At 60.8% G+C, this 13,788-nt stretch carries 13 protein-coding genes and 1 pseudogene; 6 read left to right on the top strand and 8 right to left on the bottom strand.

What is annotated here, in order from left to right:
• The first annotated feature begins 26 nt into the window (after window positions 1-26).
• A complete protein-coding gene (locus tag B9G99_RS08830) occupies window positions 27-1,244 on the top strand; it encodes a GTP-binding protein (protein ID WP_086621721.1) in 1,218 nt (405 codons plus the stop codon).
• Between the two features lie 4 nt (window positions 1,245-1,248).
• Here the strand turns inward: B9G99_RS08830 and B9G99_RS08825 are convergent, their stop codons facing one another.
• The 8 genes and pseudogenes from B9G99_RS08825 to B9G99_RS08795 form a co-directional block, all read right to left on the bottom strand.
• Window positions 1,249-2,148, bottom strand: a complete 900-nt coding sequence (locus B9G99_RS08825; protein WP_086621720.1) for a polysaccharide deacetylase family protein — start codon at window positions 2,146-2,148, stop codon at window positions 1,249-1,251.
• A gap of 110 nt (window positions 2,149-2,258) precedes the next feature.
• Window positions 2,259-2,915 carry a molybdopterin cofactor-binding domain-containing protein gene (locus B9G99_RS17140; RefSeq protein ID WP_250644828.1) on the bottom strand — a complete coding sequence of 219 codons (657 nt, stop codon included), beginning with the start codon at window positions 2,913-2,915 and terminating at the stop codon, window positions 2,259-2,261.
• A 137-nt stretch (window positions 2,916-3,052) separates the two neighbouring features.
• A pseudogene (locus B9G99_RS17135) lies at window positions 3,053-4,375 on the bottom strand (xanthine dehydrogenase family protein molybdopterin-binding subunit); the annotation flags it as partial.
• 110 nt (window positions 4,376-4,485) lie between these two features.
• A complete protein-coding gene (locus tag B9G99_RS08815; RefSeq protein ID WP_086621718.1) occupies window positions 4,486-5,490 on the bottom strand; it encodes an FAD binding domain-containing protein in 1,005 nt (334 codons plus the stop codon).
• Complete coding sequence (locus B9G99_RS08810; protein ID WP_086621717.1) at window positions 5,490-6,164, bottom strand: (2Fe-2S)-binding protein; 675 nt, start codon at window positions 6,162-6,164, stop codon at window positions 5,490-5,492. The genes B9G99_RS08815 and B9G99_RS08810 overlap by 1 nt, the downstream gene beginning before the upstream one ends.
• Window positions 6,165-6,484: 320 nt before the next feature.
• On the bottom strand, window positions 6,485-8,731 hold the full coding sequence (locus tag B9G99_RS08805) for a xanthine dehydrogenase family protein molybdopterin-binding subunit (RefSeq protein ID WP_086621716.1): 2,247 nt from the start codon (window positions 8,729-8,731) through the stop codon (window positions 6,485-6,487).
• A 15-nt stretch (window positions 8,732-8,746) separates the two neighbouring features.
• Window positions 8,747-9,736 carry an FAD binding domain-containing protein gene (locus B9G99_RS08800; protein WP_086621715.1) on the bottom strand — a complete coding sequence of 330 codons (990 nt, stop codon included), beginning with the start codon at window positions 9,734-9,736 and terminating at the stop codon, window positions 8,747-8,749.
• Between the two features lies 1 nt (window position 9,737).
• A complete protein-coding gene (locus B9G99_RS08795; protein ID WP_086621714.1) occupies window positions 9,738-10,331 on the bottom strand; it encodes a (2Fe-2S)-binding protein in 594 nt (197 codons plus the stop codon).
• A 443-nt stretch (window positions 10,332-10,774) separates the two neighbouring features.
• On the opposite strand from B9G99_RS08795, the gene B9G99_RS08790 reads away from it, so the two are divergent.
• The 5 genes from B9G99_RS08790 (at window position 10,775) to B9G99_RS08775 (ending at window position 13,775) form a co-directional block, all read left to right on the top strand.
• On the top strand, window positions 10,775-11,422 hold the full coding sequence (locus B9G99_RS08790) for a TetR family transcriptional regulator (RefSeq protein ID WP_086621713.1): 648 nt from the start codon (window positions 10,775-10,777) through the stop codon (window positions 11,420-11,422).
• Window positions 11,423-11,755: 333 nt separating this feature from the next.
• Window positions 11,756-12,208, top strand: a complete 453-nt coding sequence (locus tag B9G99_RS08785) for a hypothetical protein (protein ID WP_086621712.1) — start codon at window positions 11,756-11,758, stop codon at window positions 12,206-12,208.
• Window positions 12,209-12,280: 72 nt separating this feature from the next.
• Window positions 12,281-12,607, top strand: a complete 327-nt coding sequence (locus tag B9G99_RS08780) for a phage holin family protein (protein WP_086621711.1) — start codon at window positions 12,281-12,283, stop codon at window positions 12,605-12,607.
• Window positions 12,568-12,753, top strand: a complete 186-nt coding sequence (locus B9G99_RS16735) for a phage holin family protein (RefSeq protein WP_148663935.1) — start codon at window positions 12,568-12,570, stop codon at window positions 12,751-12,753. The genes B9G99_RS08780 and B9G99_RS16735 overlap by 40 nt, the downstream gene beginning before the upstream one ends.
• Window positions 12,750-13,775 (top strand): DUF3618 domain-containing protein, encoded by a 1,026-nt coding sequence (locus B9G99_RS08775; protein ID WP_086621710.1) that lies wholly within the window; start codon window positions 12,750-12,752, stop codon window positions 13,773-13,775. Before B9G99_RS16735 ends, B9G99_RS08775 begins: the two co-directional genes overlap by 4 nt.
• Window positions 13,776-13,788: the final 13 nt, after the last annotated feature.

The following is a 13,788-nucleotide window of genomic DNA, read 5'->3' as shown; positions in this document are numbered from 1 at the left end:
ACGATATATCATTGCGAGACACCAACATGACCACAAAAGCTTCAGACGACCGGCTTCCGGTCACGATTCTTTCGGGGTTTCTGGGGGCCGGCAAGACCACCCTGCTCAACCGACTTCTGGCCAATCGGGACAATCGAAAAGTCGCTGTCATCGTCAATGACATGTCAGAGGTCAATATCGATGCCGAGCTGGTGCGAGGTGGAGACAACAGCCTCTCGCGCACGGAAGAGACCATGGTGGAGATGTCCAACGGCTGCATTTGCTGCACGCTGCGCGGTGATTTGATCGAGGAGGTCAGTCGCCTGGCAGGGGAACGCCGCTTTGACGCGCTGGTGATCGAATCCACCGGCATTTCGGAGCCCATGCCGGTGGCGGCCACGTTCGACTTTCGCGACGAGGCGGGGTTTTCACTGGCCGATATCGCCCGCATCGATGCCATGATTACGGTCGTGGATGCCGCCAGCCTGCTCAAGGACTACGCCTCGACAGAATTCCTGCAGGAGCGAGGTGAGGTCAACGGCGATGCGGATGCCCGCACGCTGGTGGACCTGATGGTCGATCAGATCGAATTCGCCGATCGTATCATTCTCAACAAGATCAGCGATGCTTCTCCGACGGCACAGGTTTCAGTGCGCGAGATCATCAAAAGCCTCAACGGCGGGGCCGATGTCGTCGAGACCGACTACGCCGACGTGGCGATCGATCAGCTGCTCGATACCGGACTCTACGACCCCGAGCGCTCACGCCAGCACCCGCTCTGGTTTCGTGAGCTCAATGGATTCGATACCCACGTGCCGGAGACCGAGGAGTACGGCATCAAGAGCTTCGTGTTCCGGGCCCGACGTCCCTTCCACCCGCAGCGGCTCAATGACTTTATCAAGAATCATCCGCTCTGGACCGGCGTGGTACGTGCCAAGGGGCTGTTCTGGCTGGCCACCCGCCCCGACCATGTAGGCGTCATGAGTCAGGCCGGCGCCTTCATTCGTACCGAGCGCTACGGGTTCTGGTGGGCCGGCATACCGCAGTCGCGCTGGCCGGACGACCCACACTGGCGAGAGGTCATGGATCGCTACTGGGACACGCAGTATGGGGATCGCCGTACCGAACTGGTCTTTATCGGCCAGCACATGGATGAGCATGCCATCCGCTCGGCGCTGGAGAGCTGCCTGATCGATCTGCCCCGGGAGGTGCCCATTCCTGAGGCGACGGCCGGGCTCAGCGACCCCTTCCCGGCCTGGGGCTGAGCGCTCAGGTAATCGAGGGCCTGGTCACGTGGCGGGCAATGGCGCCCGGCGTGGTCCACCACACCCCTTCGGCTTCGCGATGTTCGGCCAGATCGGCAAGTACCTTGCGCAGCAGACGCAGCCGGAAGGGCTGACCGGTCAGCCAGGGATGCAGGGCGATTCCCATGACCAGCGGCTGATGGCGGGACTGCTCCAGCAGCTCGAAAAACTGATCGCGCATCATGGTGGCAAACTCGTTCATGCTGACGCGATGGGTCGAAATGGTCGGGATGTCGTTAAGCTCCTGAGGATAGGGAATCGACAGAAGCTGCCCATGACGCGTGCGCATGGCTGTAGGGCGGTCATCATGCGACCAGTTGAGCGTATAGGAAAACCCGGCTTCCTGAAGAAGGTCCGGCGTACGATCGCTTTCCGAAATCCACGGCGACAGCCAGCCTTCAGGGGCGGTGCCGAAGTGATTCGCCATGCGTTCGCGACAGCGCTTGATCAGCGCGGTCTCCTCACTCGGCGACATCAGCCCCTGACGCTCGGCATTGGTGTGGCCGTGGCCGATCAACTCATCGCCGCGGGCCATGAAGGCCTCCAGCAGTTCGGGGCAGTGATCGAGAATCGAGGTGTTGGCGATCACGCCGGCCGGCAGTGACAGCGCTTCCAGCATCTCGAGAAAGCGCCAGGCACCCACACGGTTGCCGTATTCCCGCCAGGCGTAGTTGAGCACATCCGGCTCGCCTTCCGGCGCCGGCGGTGCAATGCCGGGACCGCGGCCCTCGCCAAAGGCAAAATGCTCCAGGTTGATGCCAACGTAGACCGCCAGACGGGTATCACCGGGCCAGCGAAAATCGTCGCGATCGGTGATCGGGCGATAGTCAAAGCGCTCGTGATGGCGTAGATGATTCAACGGCATGTCGTGCTCTCCTGGGTAACAGTGATCGTGCCGACCTCACGGGGCCGCTTCGGATAATAAAATGCCGGCACCCGCGGGCACCGGCAGACATGAAGACAACGCGAAATGGCTCAGGCAGAGCGCACGTCAGGCACGTTTTCCATCAGCTTCTCCTTGAAGATCGGCAGATCGCGGATGCGCTTGCCGGTGGCGTGATGGACGGCGTTGGCCACTGCCGCCGCCATGCCGGTGATGCCGATCTCACCGATGCCGCGGGCGCCAAATTCGTTGAATTCAAGATCAGGATAGTCGAGCAGAATCACATCGACCTCCGGCGGCTGATCGGCATGCACCGGCACCACGTACTCGGCATAGTTGTTGTTCACCGGCCGACCATTGCGCGCGTCATACTCGGTGGCCTCGAAATGGGCCATGCCCAGTCCCATCACGATCGCCCCTTCGACCTGATTGCGGGCCGTCATCGAGTTGATCACGCGCCCGACATCGATGGCGCTGACCACGCGCGCAATACGCAGATTCGAAATGCCCGGGTCCCAGCGCACTTCGACAAAATGCGCCCCGAAGGAGCGATAGGAGTATTTGTCGTCAGCGCCCTTGGTGTGTGCATGCCCATCAGCGCTGGCAAGCCGCTGGCCCTTGAGTACGTCAACGTAATCCACGCGCTGCCCATCATGGGTGAGCTGGCCGTTTTCAAACGTGAGGCTGTCACCATCGACACCAGAGAAGTCGCCCTTGTCACTGGTGGCGTAGCCCTTGAGTTCCTGGATGGCTTCACGCGTCGCCGCGGCGATGGCCGGCAGCGTGGTGGCCGTGGCCCAGGAGCCCCCGAAACCGGGCCGGCAGGATAGCTGGTATCCCCCAGTCGCACGGTGACCTTCTCAAGCGGCAGCCCGGTCAGCTCGCTCACGGTCTGGGCAATGATGGTGTAGGTGCCGGTGCCGATATCCTGAGTGGCACAGGTGACATACGCCGTGCCATCGGCGCGCAGCGACACCCGCGCCTCGCATTCGCGCTTGAGCGCCTCCCAGTTACAGGCCGCCATGCCATAGCCGATGATTTCATGGCCTTCGCGCATGGACCCGACTTCCGGGTTGCGGTCATGCCAGCCGAACTTCTCGGCGGCCCTTTCGGTGGCCTCGCGGATGTGGTTGCTGGAGAAATCGAGATCCAGACTCTCGTCGCGGTCGGCATAGTTGTTCATGCGAAATTCGAGCGGATCGACGCCGATCTCATGTGCCATCTCATCAATGGCCGACTCCAGCGCAAAAAGTCCCGGCGCCGCCCCCGGTGCGCGCATCGAGGTGGGCGTGCCGCGATTGACCTGCGTGGTCTCATGACTGACCAGCAGATTGGGGCACGAATAGAGGCTTTTGGTCACGCTGCCACAGGTTTCAACGTACTGGTCGGTAAACGAGGTCGTGTTGATCGACTCGTGACGCAGCGACACCAGCCGACCGTTGTTGTCGGTGGCAAGCCTCAGACGCTGACGTGTCTCGGGGCGATGACCGGTGGTCGTGAACATCTGCTGGCGCGGCACCACCAGCTGTACCGGGCGGCCGATCTCGCGGGCAGCCGCGGACGCGGCCACCGCATGCGGCCACATCCAGAGCTTTGAGCCAAAGCCTGAACCGATAAACGGTGATTCAACCCGAACATGCGACGGTGGAAGGCCAAAGATTTTGGCAAGCGCGTTGCGCTGTACCACCACCCCCTGGGAGGATTCAAAAATGGTCAGGCGATCATTGTCCCAGCTTGCCACAGAGGCATGCATTTCCATCGGATTGTGGGTCTCGACCGGCGTGGTGTAGGTCACATCGATGCTGTGGGCAGCACCGTCAAAATGCGCCGCGGCGTCGCCACGCTCATGATTGCCGCTACCGGAGGTTGTGCCGTGGGCCTTCACGCCCTGATCCAGATTGGCAATCGCTTCGGAGCTTTTGTAGCTCACGCCCACCTTGCGTGCGGCGGCGCGGGCATTTTCGAACGTGTCCGCGACCACCAGTGCCACGAACTGGCCTTCGTAGTAGACGTGATTGTCCTCGAACGGCAGCCGGGTTTCCTCAACCTTGTTGCCCTGAGCAAAGGAGGCCGGCGAGCGGTGAAGCTCCGGGAAGTGATCGTGATAAAAGATATCGATCACCCCGGGGGACTGGCGCGCCGCGTCCAGGTCGAGCCCGGTGATGGTGCCACTGGCGATGGTACTGAAGACGCCGTAGCCGTAAGCCATGTTGTCGGGATGATGGTCGGCGGCGTAGGGCGCTGCGCCCGTGACCTTGCGCTGCCCGTCGATGCGCCTGGGACCTGAGCCAATGACACCGGCGTCCATGATGCTGTCACTCATGACGTTCTCCTGTCTTCCTGCGCCGTCAGGGTGGTGAGATTGCGCACGATGGCCTGCTGACCCAGCGGAATCTTGAAGGCGTTGTGGGCGTAGGGTGTGGCGCCCTTGAACGCGATCCCGGCGGCATGCGTAAAGCTCGCCTCACCGATCTTCTGGCCCTTGAGCGCCTTCTCGGCCTCAAGGGCCCGCCAGGGTTTGGTCCCCACCCCGCCCAGCGCCACGCGAGCGTTCGTGATGGTGTCGCCCTCCAGCGTGACGATCACGGCACTCGAGGCCAGTGCAAACTGATAGGAGGCGCGGTCGCGCAGCTTGAGATAGCCCGAGCGGCTGTTTTCAAGCGGCGCGTCCAGCGTCACGTGGGTGATCAGCTCGCCCGGCTTGAGGGCGTGCTCGCGCTCGGGGGTATCACCCGGCAGCAGGTGAAAGTCGAGAAAGCCGATATCGCGCTGGCCGTCCGGGCCTTCGACCGTGACCGTCGCGCCGATGGCGGCCATGGCCACGCACATGTCAGACGGGTGGGTAGCAATGCATTGCTCGCTGGTGCCGAGTACGGCGTGCACGCTGCGATTGTGACCTTCGATGGCGGCACAGCCCGAGCCCGGCTCGCGCTTGTTGCAGCTCGAGACACCATCCCGGAAGTACGGACAGCGCACACGCTGCATGACGTTGCCGGCGGTGGTGGCCTTGTTGCGCAGTTGCGTGGTGGCGCCTGACAAGAGCGCTTCGCTGAGCACGGCGTAATCACTCCTGATCCGGTCATGACGTGCCAGTGCCGTGTTGGTCACCAGCGCGCCGATGCGGGTGCGGCCGTCACCCAGCGTTTCAATCTCATTGAGATCAAGCCGGTTGATATCGACCACCTGATCCGGCCGCATGATGTCGATCTTGACCAGATCCAGCAGCGTGGTACCACCGGCCAGGTAGGCGGCCTGCTCATTCGCGCCGTGTGTGGACACAGCCTGACCGGTGCTGTCGGCACGTGCATAGTCAAATGAACGCATCAGCTCGCTCCTTCCATCTTGCCACGGGCATCCTGCACGGCGGCCAGAATGTTCTTGTAGGCACCGCAGCGGCAGATATTGCCGCTCATCGCTTCTCGGACCGAGGCATCATCGCGCCCGATGTTGTCATCCTTGAGAATCGCGACCGCACTCATGATCTGACCCGATGTGCAGTAGCCACACTGGTAGGCATCGTGTTCCCAGAAGGCGGCCTGCACCGGATGCAGCTCATCGCCTTTCGAGAGCCCTTCAATGGTGGTGATCTCGTCGCCATCGTGGGACACGGCCAGTGACAGGCAGGAATTGATCGCCGTATCGTTGACCAGCAGCGTACAGGCGCCGCACTGGCCCTGATCACAGCCCTTCTTGGTGCCGGTCAGCATCAGGCGATCACGCAGTACATCAAGCAGCACGGCGTTGGGGGTGACGTTCAGGGTATGTTCCACGCCATTGACGACCAGCTGAATCTGCTGCTCGCCCTCACCGGGTGCGCCATCGGTCTGCGGCCTGACAGGCTCGGACTGCTGGCCGGCCTGGGCAATCTGTGCCCAGGCCGGCGCCGTCGCCGCGGCAAGGCTCGACGCCCCCATGGTTTTGAGAAAACGTCGCCTGGAAGGCGACCGGGCATCGAAGGTCTCGACCCTTGATCCATCATCCTTGTGGTGATCACTCATGTGTCACTCCTCATTGCATCAGGGCATTGGTGTTGTATCGCACCCTGTCTCGTCACGGTCGATATGAGCTCTGGCAGTGTCGGCTGCCAGTAATGGCGCCTTCGGGCGCTCTGAAATGGTGTGGAACATCAGTGGTGGCCGGGCAACTCGTTTGCTGGCGAACGATTCAAGCCTGGACCGGCAGCAGCAAGATTGCCAGCGACAGGCGAGGGGCTTTCAGACCCTGTTCAGGCCGACTCATCCCGGGAAGATGGCATTTGATAAAAGGGCCGGCTCCTCTGCAGGAGCCGGCCCGTTGGTCACGAGTTACCGCGTAGGACTCAGGAGGCCAGCAGTTTCTCGATCGAGATCGGCATATCGCGAATGCGCTTGCCGGTGGCGTTGTAGACCGCGTTGGAAATGGCGGCCGCCACGCCGGTCAGGCCGACCTCGCCCACGCCGCGCGCACCAAACTCGTTGCGCAGGTAGTCGGGATAGTCGAGCAGCTCCACTTCAATCTGCGGCATGTCGGCATTTACCGGCACGACGTAGTCCGCCAGACTGTTGTTGTAGGGATAGCCATGAGCGTCGTATTCGATCTGCTCGAACATCCCCATGCCCATGCCCATCACGATGCTGCCTTCGACCTGATTGGTTGCCGTGAGCGGGTTGATGGCGCGGCCGATATCGATGGTCGAACAGACGCGCGCCACGCGCAGGCGCGAAATGCCCGGATCCCAACGCACCTCCACGAACACGGCGCCAAAGGAGCGGAAGCTGTACTGATCCTGCTCGTCGCCGGGCTTCGTGCTCGCCTCGCCATCGACCAATCCGATCCGGTTCTGGCGCAGCAGCTCGGCAATCTCGATGCTGTTGTCACCGCTGACCAGCCGGCCGTCACGGAGGGTGATACTGTCCTGATCGACGTTTTCAAACACGCCGCCTTCAGCCGTGGCCAGCGTTTTGAGCTCGGCAAGTGCTTCCTTCATGGCCGCGGAGACTGCCGGCAGCACGGTCGCCGTGGCAAACGAGCCCCCGGAAAGCGGGCCCGACGGCAGCGAGGAATCCCCGAGGCGCACATCGATCATCTCGATGGGCACGCCGGTCATTTCACTGGCAGTCTGCGCCACGATCGTATAGGTGCCGGTACCGATATCCTGCGTGCCGCAGGCGACCAGCAGTGTGCCGTCATCGCGAAAGCCAAAGCGTGCGCTGCAGTGCAGACGCATCGCTTCCCAGCTCTGGGTCGCCATGCCGTAGCCGATGATTTCGTCACCGTCCTTCATCGCCCCGGGCGTCGGGTTGCGCTTGTTCCAGCCAAAGCGCTGGGCCGCGTTGTCCCAGCACTCCTTGAGATGGTTGCTCGACCAGGGCAGGTCGGCCGCGGGGTCGCGGTCAGCGAAGTTTTTATGGCGCAGTGCCAGCGGGTCCATATCAAGTTTGACCGCCAGCTCATCCAGCGCCGTTTCCAGTGCGAAGGCACCGGAAGCCTCACCCGGGGCCCGCATGGAGGTCGGCGTGCCCTTGTTGACCGTTACCAGCCGATTGGTCACGGCCACGTTGTCGCAGGCATACATGCTGGGGGTGGCACCGCTGACGGTGTCATCGTGCAGACCGGCCGGCGACGTCTCGTTGCAGCCGTCGTGATGGATGGACAGCAGCTTGCCGCTGTCATCGGCGCCCAGACGAACACGCTGCAGCGAGGTCGGGCGATAGCCGGTGTTGAGATATTCAAGCTCGCGCGGCACGACCGTCTTGACCGGACGACCCAGGCGACGGGCAGCCACGGACGTCATGACGGCGTGTGGCCACATGAAGAGCTTGCTGCCAAAGCCCGAGCCGATAAAGTGCGAGATGACCGTGACCTTCTCCTGCGGGATGCCGAAGATCTTTGCCAGCGCATTGCGCTGAAAGACCACGCCCTGGGAGGATTCGTACACGGTCAGCATGTCGTTTTCCCACTGCGCCACCGAGGCGTGCATTTCCATGACGCTGTGGTTTTCGTGGGCGATCGAGTAACGCTGATCGAGTTGAATACTGGCTGATTCAAACGCCGAGTCGGCATCCCCGCGGCTGCTGGCGTCTCCCGGGACGTCCTCGCCCGGCAGATCACCCTGACCGCTGTCGAGAGCGAGGATGTCAGTGAGCTGATCATCGCTTTTCTCGTACTGCGCCCTGACCTTTCTGGCCGCCGCGCGGGCATGCTCAAAGGTGTCGGCCACGACCAGCGCAATGTACTGGCCGTGATAGTAGATCTCGTTGTCTTCAAACGGCAGACGCGACTCACCGACCTTGTTGGCCGCGGCGAAATCGTTGGGTGAGCGGCTGAGCTTATCGAAGTTGTCGTGGTGGAAAATATCCAGCACGCCTGGCATTGCCAGCGCCTCATCCAGCTCCAGCGCGACCAGTCGCCCCTTGGCGATGGTGCTGGAGACCGGATAGCCCCAGGTCTGGTTGGGCAGATTGCGGTCGGCGGCATAGTCGGCACCGCCGGTCAGCTTGAGCGTGCCATCAATGCGCGGCTTTTTCTGACCGATGCTGGTCAACGTGCCGTCAACGCGCTGCGGCTTTTGTGTTTCGGTGGTCATGTGATCTCTCCGTGATCAGCCGCGGGCGGCAGCGGTAGCGTCTCTGAGCGCACGCACGATGGCCTGCTTGCCCAGCGTGATCTTGAAGCCGTTGTGGCTGTAGGCCACGGCATCCTTGAAGGCGGCCTCGGCCGCACGTTCAAAGCTTTCCTGTGTGGCCGGCTGCCCTTTAAGGGCCTCTTCGGCGGCAGTCGCGCGCCAGGGTTTGGTCGCCACACCGCCCAGTGCCAGACGCACCTCGCTGATGCTGTCGCCGTCCAGGTTGACGATGGCGGCACAGGAGGCGAGCGCGAACTCGTATGAGGCGCGATCACGCAGCTTGAGGTAGTGCTGACCGCCGCCGCGGGGTGCATCGAGAAGCACGTGGGTGATCAACTCGCCAGGCTTCAGGTCATGCTCACGCTCGGGGGTATCGCCCGGCAGCAGGTGATAGTCTTCAAAGGCCACTTCACGCTGACCGTCGGGGCCTTCAAGCAGCAGCGTGGCACCAGCGGCCACCATGCCGACACACATGTCGGAGGGGTGCGTGGCGATGCACTGCTCGCTGGTGCCCAGCACGGCGTGATTGCGGTTGATGCCGTCGATGGCCGAACAGCCCGTGCCCGGCTCGCGCTTGTTGCACGGCATGTCCGGGTCACGGAAATAGGGGCAACGGGTGCGCTGCATGACGTTGCCACCGGTGGAGGCCATGTTGCGAAGCCCGGTCGAGGCGCCGGAAAGCAGCGCCTCGCTGATCACCGGGTAGTCGCGCATCACGATCTCGTGCTTGGCAAGGTCAGTATTGGAGACCAGCGTACCCACCTTGAGACGTCCGTCGCCTTGCACCTCGATCTGCTTGAGCGGCAGGCGGGAAACGTCGACCACCTTCTCGGGCTGCATGACATCCAGCTTGACCAGATCCAGCAGCGTGGTACCACCGGCAATAAAGGCGTCGCCATCGTGGACACGGCGATGACTGACGGCCTGATCGACGGCCTCGACACTTTCAAGTTCAAACGCGCGCATGTTATTGCCCTCCCCGCATCTTGCCGCGGGCACTCTGGACCGCATCAAGAATGTTCTTGTAGGCCCCGCAGCGGCAGATGTTGCCGCTCATGGCCTCGCGCAGCGAAGTTTCATCGCCGTCGATGCTCTCATCGCTGATCACTGCCGAGGCGGTCATCATCTGACCCGCCGTGCAGTAGCCGCATTGATAGGCATCGTGGGCAAGAAAGGCTTCCTGTACCGGATGATGGCCCTGCTCAAAGCCTGCGCTTTCGGCCAGCCCTTCGATGGTGACGATCTCGGCACCTTCCTGCAGGCAGGCCAGCATCAGGCAGCTGTTGACGCTGCGGCCATTGACATGAATGGTGCAGGCACCGCACTGGCCGTGGTCACAGCCCTTTTTGGTGCCGAAAAGTCCGAGCTGTTCACGCAGCACATCCAGCAGTACGGCATTGGGCGTTACCTTGAGCCCATGCTGCTGTCCGTTGACGGTCAGGGTGATGTGGCGAGTCTCGGAGGTTTTGCCGGAAGCGGCGCTGGGGCGTTCGGCAATGTCTGCCTGAGCGCTGGGAGAACAAAATCCCACGCCCGTGGAAGGACGGTTAACAGGTGCCATGAGTCAGATCCTCATCAGTCGTCTTGTACGGTCACTACGTTGTCGTGATCACTTCAGGCACCCGACAGGACAGGTGCTGGATCACGCTTGCAGGTCTCGAATGCGGTTCATGCGTGGAACCGTTTTAGTGTTGGTCATGCTTGAGGGGCGCCACGATACGTGGTCATGGGCCTTATGGGTTCAGTCTACGTTCAGCCAGCAGTTTATAAGGTAGGTAACGAATTCCGGGCCATCAACTCGCTAATACACAAAGCCTGATGCGATGCACATGTCGGTCATCGTGCTAAAACGCTGAAAGTCATGAAAACGACCAATGATCTATTCCTGATGGCAGGACGCAAATATACAATCGCGCATGTATGCATTATCGTGCATCCGCCTGCGTGAAAGCCCTGTCCGCGCAGCATGCTTATCCATGACAGGTTAACGTCGAGACGACGTCCATGCGAAAGACCAAGGAAGAAGCGGAACTGACCCGGCAGTCACTGATGAATGCCGCAGAGCATCTTTTCATTGAAAAGGGGCTCAACCGCACCACACACAATGATATTGCCACGCGCGCCGGTGTGACCCGGGGCGCATTGAACTGGCATTTTCCGGAGGGCAAGACCGGTATTCTGGCGGCCCTTCTGGAGCGCAAGCGCCAGATGACCGAACGCCTTGCCGCCCACCTGGCGCAGTGCGAACAGCGTGCTCATGCACCGGTATCCATTCTTCGCATGACGTTGATACAGGATCTTGAATCCCTGTCCAGGGATCATCGACTGCAACGCATTTTGCTGCTGACCTCATCACGCAATGAGTTCATTGGGGAATTCGCCTGGGTCAATGATCAGCTCGACCTCCACATGCACGAATGTCGTGACATGATCCGTCAGACACTTTGTCGTGGCATCGACTGCGGTGAAATCACGCTCCGTAACGGTCTTTCTCCCGAAATCGCGGCCTCGATGCTGCTCTCCTGCATCAAGGGTGTAGTGACGGACTGGCTGGTCAGACAGACCCTTTTTGAACTGGCGCATGATAGTGACAAGGTGGTCAGTACGCTGCTCGGTAGCATTGTGATCTGGCAAAGGGCTCCTGACATCTGACGAGCAGTTACTGAAAAATAAAAGGTCCTTCATTTTCTTTATTCGAAATAAAAACACAGCCTTTTATATTCGGTCCCCTACCCTTTTTTTTCGCCATCGCCCCGTCATAACGGCCTTTGTTGCCTGCGACCACCGCGCCACATGTTTCTTAACATGAAGCATGATTTAACCATTAATAACCGCATTTCCGGGCGGATAATAGTGTCATTGGTATCAGTCACCTTGACGATGTGCTGCTGCAATCTACTGTTTCAAGGCAGGCGTTGAAGAGAAAATTCGAGTCTCTCGACATTCTTGATTCAGATTAAATTTACTGGTTTTAAGGTGCACATCATGAGCGACACGGATGACCGTTTCATGCATGGCGATAACCGCCAGCAGAGCAACAATGGCACTGGTGGATCGCAGGGCAGCGACCAGGCTCGGCAAAACAGGGAGCAGGCGCAGCAGAAGGCAAGGGAAACCGCCGATCGGGCCCGTGAGGAAGCCCTGAGGCGTGCTGATGCCCAGAAGGGTTTTGTTGCCGACTATATCTCGAACTTCTCTGAAGCCGTACGCAGCATGGCCATGCAGTTCAAGGATCAGGATCAGGTCTCGCTGGCGGACTATACCTATCGGCTGGCCGATCGAACCGACACGCTTGCCGACCGTCTACGCGACGAAAACAGCGAATCACTGTTGAAACAGGCGCAGGATTTCTCTCGCCGTGAACCGGCGCTGTTTATCGGTGGCATGGTCGCAGGCGGCTTTTTGCTGTCGCGTTTTCTGAAAAGCTCCAATCGCTGATCACGTCCCTGGTCGGGCCACCCGACAGGCACACCATCTTGTATTGTTCGGATCAACAGGGAGAGTTCGATCATGACACAACCTTCTGGTCATAAAGACCCCAGCATCGAAGAGCGCCGACACAGCGAGGAAGACAGCGGTGAATCGCGCGGCATGGTAGGCATGCTCTCTTCGCTGCTCAATGACGTGACTACCCTAGTAAGACAGGAGATTGCACTCGGCAAGGCCGAGATGCAGCAGAACATCAAGCGGGCCGGTGCTGCAATTGCCTCCATGGTGGTCGCAGGTGCCGTACTCAATGCGGGCCTTCTGGTATTGCTGGCCGCTGCCGTACTGGGTCTCAGTCATGTGCTGGCCCCGTGGCTGTCGGCCCTGATCGTGGGGGGATTGTCGCCCTGATCGGCATGAGCATGATGAAAAAGGCCAGAGATACGCTGAGCACACAGGCCATGACGCCGGATCGCACCATGGACAACCTGCAGCAGGATCAGTCCATGCTCAAGGAACATGCCGGCCGCCACAAGGATGAGGAGAACAAGCAATGAGCGATCAGGACCAGAATCAGGATCAGCAGGATACTCGCAGCCCCGAAGAGATCGAGGCCGATATCAACAGGACCCGCTCTCATCTGGATGACACGCTCAGCGATTTCCAGGAGCGTTTTTCTTCCGACAGCATGATGCACAGCGCCATGGAATACGTGAAAAGTGATTCCGCCCGGGATTATTTCTCCAACCTGGGACGTTCGGTACGGGATAACCCGATGCCGGCCGCGCTGATCGGCGTCGGCATCAGCTGGCTGATCTACTCCAGCAATTCAGGTTCAGGCCGTGGCAGTGTGCCGAACCATTTTAACGACAAGCGTCAGAAACAGGCGCGTCACGCAGCGGCTGAAACCACCCCGCAGACGCACGAATATGATGAGCTCTACGACGAACCGCTTTTTGATGAGCCGCTTTACAGCGAAGGCGAGTCCGTTGATCAGTACCGTCGCGAAAGCGCCTCCCAAAGCAGCAGTGGCGGGGTGGGCCAGCGCGCCAGTGATGCCCTGCATGGGGCCGGTGATCGGGCGCGCAACATGAAAAGCGGTGCCGGTGACCGAATGCATCGCATGAAGCAGGGCTCGAGCGATCGCCTTCACAGTGCCTCCTCCAGGGCGCGTGACACCGGCTCATGGCTGAGCGACATGGCGCATGATAACCCGGTCGCCGCCGGCGCTCTGGGTCTGGCCGCCGGTGCGTTGCTGGGCTCGCTTCTCCCTGCCTCGCGTGCCGAACGACGAGCCATGGGCGATACCCGCGATCAGCTGGTCGATCGCGCCAGCGAGATGGGCTCCGAGCAAATGGAACGCGCCAGTGAAAAGGCGCAGGAAGAAGCAGACAAGCGCACTTCCGATAGCAACGATTCAGGCAGCACTGATCAGCAGTCCTCAAGTGATCGTCACGCATCGTCATCGAGCAGCCCGTCGTCGAGCAATCACGGCCCGTCGTCTTCAGACAGCAGTGATCGCGAGCCGCGCTTTGGCAGCACTTCAACGGATCATGTGCCGGGCAACACTCCCCGGTAGTTGCCCCGCTGAT

This window comes from Kushneria konosiri, from assembly GCF_002155145.1.
GTDB classification, from domain to species: domain Bacteria; phylum Pseudomonadota; class Gammaproteobacteria; order Pseudomonadales; family Halomonadaceae; genus Kushneria; species Kushneria konosiri.
Note: the sequence above shows the minus strand (reverse complement) of the source record. Positions and strands in the feature narration are given on the sequence as shown.

What these genes read in the sequence shown, in the direction of transcription:
- B9G99_RS08800 (WP_086621715.1), bottom strand. Translation starts at nt 9,736, where the DNA reads ATGCGCGCGTTTGAACTTGAAAGTGTCGAGGCCGTCGATCAGGCCGTC.
- B9G99_RS08790 (WP_086621713.1), top strand. Translation starts at nt 10,775, where the DNA reads ATGCGAAAGACCAAGGAAGAAGCGGAACTGACCCGGCAGTCACTGATG.
- B9G99_RS08780 (WP_086621711.1), top strand. Translation starts at nt 12,281, where the DNA reads ATGACACAACCTTCTGGTCATAAAGACCCCAGCATCGAAGAGCGCCGA.
- B9G99_RS08815 (WP_086621718.1), bottom strand. Translation starts at nt 5,490, where the DNA reads ATGCGTTCATTTGACTATGCACGTGCCGACAGCACCGGTCAGGCTGTG.
- B9G99_RS08825 (WP_086621720.1), bottom strand. Translation starts at nt 2,148, where the DNA reads ATGCCGTTGAATCATCTACGCCATCACGAGCGCTTTGACTATCGCCCG.
- B9G99_RS08810 (WP_086621717.1), bottom strand. Translation starts at nt 6,164, where the DNA reads ATGAGTGATCACCACAAGGATGATGGATCAAGGGTCGAGACCTTCGAT.
- B9G99_RS08775 (WP_086621710.1), top strand. Translation starts at nt 12,750, where the DNA reads ATGAGCGATCAGGACCAGAATCAGGATCAGCAGGATACTCGCAGCCCC.
- B9G99_RS08785 (WP_086621712.1), top strand. Translation starts at nt 11,756, where the DNA reads ATGAGCGACACGGATGACCGTTTCATGCATGGCGATAACCGCCAGCAG.
- B9G99_RS08795 (WP_086621714.1), bottom strand. Translation starts at nt 10,331, where the DNA reads ATGGCACCTGTTAACCGTCCTTCCACGGGCGTGGGATTTTGTTCTCCC.
- B9G99_RS08830 (WP_086621721.1), top strand. Translation starts at nt 27, where the DNA reads ATGACCACAAAAGCTTCAGACGACCGGCTTCCGGTCACGATTCTTTCG.
- B9G99_RS08805 (WP_086621716.1), bottom strand. Translation starts at nt 8,731, where the DNA reads ATGACCACCGAAACACAAAAGCCGCAGCGCGTTGACGGCACGTTGACC.